We start from the raw sequence: 6,070 nt of genomic DNA on the forward strand, positions 1-6,070 counted from the left end.
ACGTGTGTNNTTTTTATATCTATGCTTCGACTTCTAGATTGAATGTCACCGGACCATCATTAATCAAATGAACTTTCATATCAGCAGCAAAAATTCCGGTTTGAACGTTTTCAAATTGAGAATGTGTATATTCAACCAATTGTTCGTATAACGCTTTTGCGTCGCTAGGTGGCATTGCTGGGCCAAAGTCTGGACGCAGACCTTTTTGTGTTTGTGCCATCAAGGTAAATTGTGACACAAGCAAGATTCCACCATTTGCTTGAGACACGTTCCAGCCCATTTTGCCTTGTTCATCATCAAAAATTCGATATTTCAAAATTTTATCAATAAGCTTTTGGCCAATAGTCAAAGTATCATCTCGGCCAATGCCTAAAAACACCAGTAGGCCGTGTTGGATTTCGCCTGTAGTTTCACCGTCTACAACCACTTTGGCTTCAAGAACTCGTTGTATTAAAGCGCGCATAATTAAAGCAAATTTCTATAATTAATTGAATTAACGTAGTTTAGCAGAATTTAAATTAAATGATTTTTAAAAGGAAATTTCATGGAACTGCAACAATGGTATAAAACCTCGTAATTCATCCATAAAAATATGCTTTAATGCTAAGAAGCAAGCGAATAATCATTGACTATGTCTCCAATTATCCATTCTTTACTAGATACAGACTTGTACAAATTTACGATGCTACAAGTGGTTCTACATAAATTCCCGCAAACACATAGTGTCTATCATTTTCGTTGCAGAAACTTAGAAGATACAGTCTATCCATTAGTGGATATTTTGGATGACTTAAACGAGCAACTCGACCATTTATGTAATCTCAAATATAAAGAAGACGAGCTACAATATTTAAGAAAATTACGATTTATTAAAAGCGACTTTGTCGATTACTTAGAATTATTCCAACTCAAACGTCGTTTTATTCAGGCTAGTATTGATGCAGAAGGCCGATTAGATATTCATATTGAAGGACCGATGGTTCAGGCGATGATGTTCGAGATTTTTGTCCTAGCCATTGTAAACGAGTTGTATTTTAGCCGTATCAAAACAGACCAAGTTTGGGCCGAAGGCGAACGCCGTTTACAAGCCAAACTCGATTTGATTCAGCAATATGAAAAATCTCAACAGCCGAATGATCCCCCGTTTTTAGTTTCTGATTTTGGTACACGCCGTCGTTATAGCTTTGCATGGCAAAAGCATGTCGTAGCGGCATTTCATAAAACTGTACCAAATGTGTTCCGTGGTACAAGTAATGTGTTGCTGGCTAAAGAGCTTAACATTACACCAATCGGGACCATGGCACATGAGTTCCTACAAGCTTTTCAGGCACTTGATGTACGTTTGCGTGATTTCCAAAAAGCTGCTCTGGAAACGTGGGTACAAGAGTACCGTGGAGATTTAGGAATTGCCCTAACCGATGTGGTAGGGATGGATGCTTTCTTACGCGACTTTGACCTGTATTTTGCCAAACTCTTTGATGGTTTACGTCATGACAGTGGCGACCCGTATGAGTGGGGCGATAAGGCGTATGCACATTACCGTAAATTAAAAATTGATACCAAAACCAAAATGCTGACCTTTAGCGATGGCCTTAATTTGCCAAAGGCATGGGAATTGCATCAATACTTTAAAGATCGTTTCCAGGTGAGTTTTGGCATTGGAACTAACCTAACCAACGACATGGGGCAAAAGCCGCTGAATATTGTGTTGAAACTGGTTGAGTGTAATGGTCAGTCAGTTGCGAAAATCTCAGATAGTCCGGGTAAAACCATGACTGACAACGATACTTTCTTGGCCTATTTACGTCAGGTTTTTGAAATCGAAGAACTTGAAGAAGCGGTTTAAGTAAAAAGTAGTCTCGCTATTTTTTATTTTTAAAAGTGAGAATGCTGATATCTGATTTTTTGCTAAAGCGTAGCAGAAAATCAGAGTTTGTTAGATATATGCTTATGCTAAGATTGAAAATAAGCTGGTATAAAAAGAAACCATGACGATGACACTCCCTGATTTTAAACTCGATTTATTAATAGAAGCAGAAGAATTAGTGCCTTATTTAGGCAATGAATATATTCGCATTATAGATTTGAGCCGTGCATCGGTTTATGAACAACTCCATATTCCACATGCCATTCATTTACAGCCTAAATGGTTAGTGGCTCAGCATGAAGAAGCAACTGGTGTTTTGCCGGATGAAGCGGGTTTACAAGCACTTATTGAAAAATTGAATATTTCACCTAATCATCATGTCGTAGTGTATGACGATGAAGGCGGGGCATGGGCTGGACGTTTAATCTGGAATTTGCATTGCCTAGGATTTACCCGTACCAGTTTAATTAACGGCGGTATCCATGCATGGTTAGGTGCAGGCTTACCCACTACAGCAGAAGTCGAAAAAGTTTCTCCTGTTGCAGACTTAATTCAAATTGATTTATCACATGCTGCGCAGTTCCGTGTGAACTATGAAGAGCTACGCAAACAAGTTGAACAAGAAAGTGTGCAACTGTGGGATTGCCGAACGAGTGATGAATATAGTGGTGTCCGTTTAGCAGCGCGACGCGGCGGTCACATTCCAAATGCTCTCCATTTTGAATGGAGTACTGCACTTAATCGTCAAAATCATCTAAAATTGCATCCGCTTGAACGCACGCGGCAGCGCCTTGAACAACTTGGGTTCGATTTACAACAACCTGTAGTCGTGTACTGCCAGTCACATCATCGTTCCGGTTTGGCCTATATTCTGGCTAGACTCTTGGGCTGGGAAGCAAAAGCCTATGATGGTGCGTGGAGTGAATGGGGCAATCGCCTCGATAGTCCTATTATTACTGGAGAATCACCCTCGTGAGTTTCACATCTCGATTAAAAAAAGAATTATTTATTAAGGCACAAAATCTTGTACCACAGCATCAATTGAGCCGTGTGGTAGGTAAAGTTGCTGCGAGTGAAAATCCAGTTGTGAAAAACGCTGTTATTCATGCATTTAAAGCTAAGTATGGGATTGATTTATCGATTGCTGAACAAGGCAATGCACTGAAATATAAATCTTTTAATGACTTTTTTACCCGTGCATTAAAAGAAGGTGTACGTCTGATTGATGAAAATGCAGATAGCATTGTGTCACCAGCGGACGGCGCAATTTCCCAAATTGGTAAAATTACTGCGGGTGAAGTCTTTCAAGCAAAAGGTCAAAGTTTCTCTGTAGAGAAATTAATTGGCGATCCACAACTTGCTCAGCCATTCCAAGATGGTGAGTTCGCGACAGTTTATTTATCACCACGCGATTACCACCGTGTTCATATGCCGTTTGCAGGTACTTTAACAGAAACGTTATATGTGCCAGGCGAGCTATTTTCGGTAAATCAGGTCACTGCTGAAAATGTACCGGGATTATTTGCTCGTAATGAACGTATGGTGTGTTTGTTTGATACTGAACTTGGCCGTATGGCTGTTGTTCTAGTGGGGGCAATGATTGTTGCTGGTATTGAAACTGTGGCAACAGGCAAGGTAAAACCTTCAGGTCGTATCGAATTACAGCATCATCAGTTAAAGCTAGAGAAAGGTGCTGAGCTTGGACGTTTTTATTTGGGTTCTACAGCCGTTATTTTATTTGAAAAAGATAAGATCGAATGGGAACAACGTTTTAAAGCTGAGTCTGTAGTTGTAATGGGCGAGCGCATGGGACATACAGTTTAGTAAACGATATAACCACTATAAAATAAGTAAACCCTGACTTTAATTATTCAGGGTTTATTTTTTTGATTTGAGCTATATAAAATTAAAATATATAACTATGTTTGGATTTATATTATATAGAAAAATAATTATTATTAAGTGATCTAAATGAGTACGTTATATAAGCTAGTCTATAAATATGTATCTGAAGAGAGCAAAAATATTAATATGATTAAAAATTAATAAATAAAAATAGAATGAAATATTTAAGTTAGACTTAAGTCGAGGTTTTAATTTTATTTGAAGATAAGTTGTTAAATCTAAAAAATTATTTATTTTTTTATAAGCAAGAGGCGCTTTTTAGATATTACACAACTTTAGCCTTGGCACAATGCTTGCTGACTATTCAGGACCTTACTGTAATTTTCATATTTTTTTAGGTTCTGAAATCATGTTAAAAGTTAAACGCCTGACAGCTTCGGTTTTATCTGTACTTTGTATTTCACTCAGCCATGCCAATGATTTTAAAGTTTTAAATCAAATTTCAAAACAGCCTACTCAACTTCAAACTGGGGAATATAAAGGTAATTATTATGTTCCATCTACTTTAAATACCATTACATGGGGCTATTTACCAAATCGAGATGCTAAACCCGTGCTTACTGTTCCGTCGGGTAGTGTTGTGACATTTGATACGGTTTCTCATGAAGGTTTGCTTGAAGACCAAGGGCGTAATGCTGAAAAGTTCTTTCAATCGAAAGGTGTCAAATCTAATGAAATCTTGGAAGATGCAAAAATAATTACGCAGTCAAATTTAAAGCATGATTTTCATAAAGATGGGCCGCATATTGTGACAGGCCCTGTTGCAATTGAAGGCGCACAGCCCGGTGATATTCTGAAAGTTGAAGTACTTAAAGTTGAGCCACGTGTTCCTTACGGTGTGATTTCAAATCGACATGGTAAAGGTGCTTTAGTAGGGGAGTTTCCTAAAAAAGTAAAGCAAGAAAATGCATCGGCTGAGCATCCTGAACGTTATGGAAATGTATCGATTTTCACCCCAATCGAAAAAAATGCTAAAGGTGAATACGAAGGTGTATTAAAAACAGAATCTGGTAAATCAATACGTTTTCCGCTCTATCCTTTTATGGGAATTATGGGGGTAGCAGCCAATACGTCTGAGCCTGTTCACTCTGTACCACCTGCAATGTATGGCGGAAATATTGATATTAATGAACTAGGTGCAGGTTCAACCGCGTATTATCCTGTTCAGGTTAAAGGTGCATTATTCTATACGGGTGATAGTCATTTCGCGCAAGGCGATGGGGAAGTGGCATTAACGGCACTAGAAGCTTCAGCCCGCGCCACGCTGAAATTTACCTTACTCAAAGCAGGTAAGGACAAAATACCGGGCAAAGATTTAAAACAACCTTTAGCTGAAAATGCTGAGTTTTGGATTACACCGGGTCTAGATGAAGATCTTGATGAAGCGATGAAGAAATCTACACGTGAAGCCATTCGTTTCTTAAACCAAGAATACGGTATTGATGAAGCGACAGCGTACGCCTATTTAAGCGCAGCAACTGATTTTGAAGTTTCACAAGTAGTAGATAAAACCAAAGGGATCCATGCAAAAATCAGAAAAGCTGATTTTAAAGAGTTTGAGAGTAAATAATTGAGATGACCTGAGCTTGGTATTTAAAATATTAAATACCAAGCTAATCTTATTTTAAATATTTATCAGTTTTATATATTTTATAATTAAGTATAATAAATCTCACATATATTGATTAGTATAAAATCTAATGCAATCACTTCCGAACGTTCTACTATATCTTGCTGCACTATTAACATTCTGTGCTGCATTACTTCATTTTGTTTGTGTGTTCTGGGGAGCAAATGGTTTTCGGCTTTTAGGGGCTGGTAAAAGTATTGTCCAGATGGCCGAAAGAGGGCACTGGTATCCTAATTTTACAGCTATAACTGTGGGATTAATTCTGACTGTATGTTCTATGTATGCCTTCTTTGCAGCAAGGGGAATACAGGTATTACCTTTTACCAAAATTATTCTGTCGCTTGTTGCAGCGGTTTTTCTTATCCGTGGTTTTGCTTTTCCATGGTTAAAGTCAAAATTTGTCGGTAATAGTGGGCGAATTCAAACATGAGGTGCGACAGTTTGAAAAGTCTTATGATAATCAACAAGCTGAGCAAATTTCTCTAATGGTGTAAGCCAATCTAACGCTTTTCTAGGACGAGTATTCAGTGACATGGCAACTTGATTTAAATAATGCTGATCTGCCTGATTTAAATCAATCCCTTTAGGTAAATATTGCCTAATTAAACCATTCATATTTTCGCATGTGCCTTTTTGCCAGGGTGAATGTGGGTCACAGAAATATACAT

General features: G+C 38.0%; 7 protein-coding genes. 5 read left to right on the forward strand and 2 right to left on the reverse strand.

The features are described from left to right. Window positions 1–19 precede the first annotated feature (19 nt). The gene (dtd, locus tag HMPREF0013_RS19205) at window positions 20–463 is read right to left on the reverse strand and encodes a D-aminoacyl-tRNA deacylase (RefSeq protein WP_005804375.1); all 444 of its coding nucleotides are present in this window, start codon (window positions 461–463) and stop codon (window positions 20–22) included. A gap of 168 nt (window positions 464–631) precedes the next feature. On the opposite strand from dtd, the gene pncB reads away from it, so the two are divergent. From pncB to HMPREF0013_RS19230, 5 genes are all read left to right on the forward strand, one after another. Beyond that, complete coding sequence (gene pncB, locus HMPREF0013_RS19210) at window positions 632–1,846, forward strand: nicotinate phosphoribosyltransferase (protein ID WP_017398994.1); 1,215 nt, start codon at window positions 632–634, stop codon at window positions 1,844–1,846. A 148-nt stretch (window positions 1,847–1,994) separates the two neighbouring features. After that, entirely contained in the window at window positions 1,995–2,843 is an 849-nt protein-coding gene (locus HMPREF0013_RS19215) for a sulfurtransferase (RefSeq protein WP_025464157.1), read from the forward strand. After that, window positions 2,840–3,691: an archaetidylserine decarboxylase gene (gene asd / locus HMPREF0013_RS19220; RefSeq protein ID WP_014207963.1), complete on the forward strand. Its 852-nt coding sequence runs from the start codon at window positions 2,840–2,842 to the stop codon at window positions 3,689–3,691. Before HMPREF0013_RS19215 ends, asd begins: the two co-directional genes overlap by 4 nt. Window positions 3,692–4,121: 430 nt before the next feature. Further along, a complete protein-coding gene (locus tag HMPREF0013_RS19225; protein WP_025464158.1) occupies window positions 4,122–5,342 on the forward strand; it encodes an acetamidase/formamidase family protein in 1,221 nt (406 codons plus the stop codon). 130 nt (window positions 5,343–5,472) lie between these two features. Further along, window positions 5,473–5,832: a hypothetical protein gene (locus tag HMPREF0013_RS19230; protein WP_005804380.1), complete on the forward strand. Its 360-nt coding sequence runs from the start codon at window positions 5,473–5,475 to the stop codon at window positions 5,830–5,832. Here HMPREF0013_RS19230 and HMPREF0013_RS0105640 read toward each other — a convergent pair. Then, window positions 5,823–6,070 (reverse strand): IS30 family transposase (locus tag HMPREF0013_RS0105640; protein WP_029767087.1); only part of this gene is annotated, 248 nt, incomplete at its 5' end. The genes HMPREF0013_RS19230 and HMPREF0013_RS0105640 overlap by 10 nt on opposite strands.

This window comes from Acinetobacter sp. SH024 (assembly GCF_000163635.1).
Classification (GTDB): Bacteria; Pseudomonadota; Gammaproteobacteria; order Pseudomonadales; family Moraxellaceae; genus Acinetobacter; species Acinetobacter pittii.